The organism is Clostridium tarantellae (genome assembly GCF_009295725.1).
GTDB classification, from domain to species: domain Bacteria; phylum Bacillota; class Clostridia; order Clostridiales; family Clostridiaceae; genus Sarcina; species Sarcina tarantellae.
Genome location: NZ_WHJC01000643.1, coordinates 1 through 498, shown reverse-complemented (window position 1 = coordinate 498; position 498 = coordinate 1). Strand labels below are relative to the sequence as shown.

Below are 498 nucleotides of genomic sequence, written 5' to 3'. Positions count from 1 at the left end.
GTATTAAATTTAATGTTAGCAATAATATCATCTAAATTTTTCTTGAATAAAGTTCTAAATATAACTTTATTTTCATTTATAAATGATTTTATAATTTCATTAATTGATATACATAAACACTTTAAATAATAAATAGTATTTTTACATAATTTTTATACCTATATAAATCATGTTAATTCATTTTAAGTAAAAATTTTGTTAATGCTTTTGCTATGTTAGTACTTAGTTGCTTGCAGTATGTTATTCTCATCTTTATAGATTTTATTTAATAAATAAATCAAAGATAAATTTTAATGTTAGAAAATAAAATAATAGGATTTAGTGATAAATCTAAAAAATTATCATTTATAATACAAAATTTAAAAAATGAAGGTGAAAAAACACTAAAGGAATTTTTAAAAGAAGAAAAAGAATAAATTTTAAATACATTGAAAGGTGCATTATATAAATGATTGAAAAGGATTAAGTGAGTTTAATACAATATGACATATATCAAAT

Annotated in this window: 1 protein-coding gene; it reads left to right on the top strand. The window is 16.9% G+C overall.

All coding sequences use genetic code 11. The features are described from left to right. Positions 1 to 293: 293 nt before the first annotated feature. Positions 294 to 416: a hypothetical protein gene (locus GBZ86_RS18545; RefSeq protein WP_268817453.1), complete on the top strand. Its 123-nt coding sequence runs from the start codon at positions 294 to 296 to the stop codon at positions 414 to 416. The last annotated feature ends 82 nt before the right edge of the window (positions 417 to 498 follow it).